The sequence below is a fragment of the Limnohabitans planktonicus II-D5 genome (assembly GCF_001270065.2).
Taxonomy (GTDB): Bacteria; Pseudomonadota; Gammaproteobacteria; order Burkholderiales; family Burkholderiaceae_C; genus Limnohabitans_A; species Limnohabitans_A planktonicus.
The window spans coordinates 1-1,571 of the sequence record NZ_LFYT02000085.1; the positions used below are offsets into that span (position 1 = coordinate 1).

The following is a 1,571-nucleotide window of genomic DNA, read 5'->3' on the forward strand; positions in this document are numbered from 1 at the left end:
GCCCAACGGAGCCTTGAGCACATTCACCGCCAGCACAGACGGCCTGATCTGGACAGCCACCTTCACGCCAGCAACAGACACCGAAGCGGCCAGCAACACGCTGAGCCTGGGCACGGCCTACACCGACGAAGCGGGCAACGCAGGCACGGTAGCTACAGCCACGTACGCAGTGGACACCCAAGCACCGAGCTTCACCGTCAAACTCGATGACGCCAGCAACAGCGGCGCGTTGTCAGACCGCCTGACCCGTATCGACATGCCCACGATCAGCGGCACGGGCACCAAGGACGACGTGATTCAAGTGACCATGCCCGGCACCAACGAAGTGCTGAGCACCACAGTGGCCTCAGACGGCAGCTGGAGCGTCACGCCCACCATCGCGATGACAAGCGGCAGCGTGAGCATCATCGCCACCGACCCCGCAGGCAACACCAGTGCAGCGCAAACGCTGCCTCTGGTGATTGACACCAGTGTGGCCACGCCCACGGTGTCTTTGCTGTGCGACAGCGGCACCAACAGCAGCGACAAGATCAGCCGAGACGGCAACATCGCGGTAAGCAATCTGGAGACCGGTGCCACGGTCGAGTACAGCACCAACGGCACAACGTGGGCCACCACCTTCACCGCCGCAGAAGGTGCCAACACCGTGCAAGTGCGCGCCACCGATGCCGCAGGCAATGTGGCCACCTCGGCTGCCTTCAGCTTCACGCTCGACAGCCAAACCAGCGTCTTCACAGTCTCCTTGAGCTGCGACAGCGGCACGGCCAGCGACAAACTCAGCCGCGACGCCACCTTGGTCATCACCGGCGCAGAAGCCGGAGCGGACATCAGCTACAGCACCAACGGCAGCACCTGGACCAGCACCTACACCGCAGCCGAAGGCCTGAACACCGTCAAAGTGCGGGTGATGGACGCTGCAGGCAACCAGCGCACACAAGACTACAGCTTCACCCTGGACAGCACAGCGCCCACCCCGGCCGTGCTCACCCTGGTGTGCGACAGCGGCAGCCAGGCAGCAGACAAACTCACGAACAACGGCAACATCAACGTGGCAGCCGAAGCCGGTGCCACACTCGAATACAGCACCAACGGTACCGTTTGGGGCAGCACCTTTGTGGCAGCAGAAGGCGCCAACACGGTGTACGTCCGAGTCACCGACCAGGCAGGCAACGTCAGCAACACCTCCAGCCTGAGCTTCACCCTGGACAGCGCAGCCCCCACAGCGCCCACCGTGGGCCTGGTGTGCGACAGCGGCAGCATCTCAGGCGCAGGCACAGACAAAATCACGAACACAGGCACCCTGAGCCTGAGCAGCGTAGAAGCAGGCGGTCAGCTCGAATACAGCACCAACGGCGTGAACTGGGCCACCACCTTTGCAGCCGCCGAAGGCGTGAACAACGTCAAAGTGCGCGTGACGGATGCCACAGGCAACACCGGTGCCGTGGCCACCTACAGCTTCACCCTGGACACCCAAGCGCCTGCAGCGCCCGTCCTTGGCCTGGTGTGCGACAGCGGTGCTTTGGGTACCGACAAAATCACACAAACCGGCAACCTCACCGCGTCCTCCCTGG

Annotated in this window: 1 protein-coding gene; it reads left to right on the plus strand. The window is 63.5% G+C overall.

What is annotated here, in order from left to right:
- Positions 1 to 13: 13 nt before the first annotated feature.
- Positions 14 to 1,571, plus strand: a 1,558-nt coding sequence (locus H663_RS40850) for an Ig-like domain-containing protein (RefSeq protein ID WP_205872775.1), incomplete at its 3' end; no start/stop codon positions are given.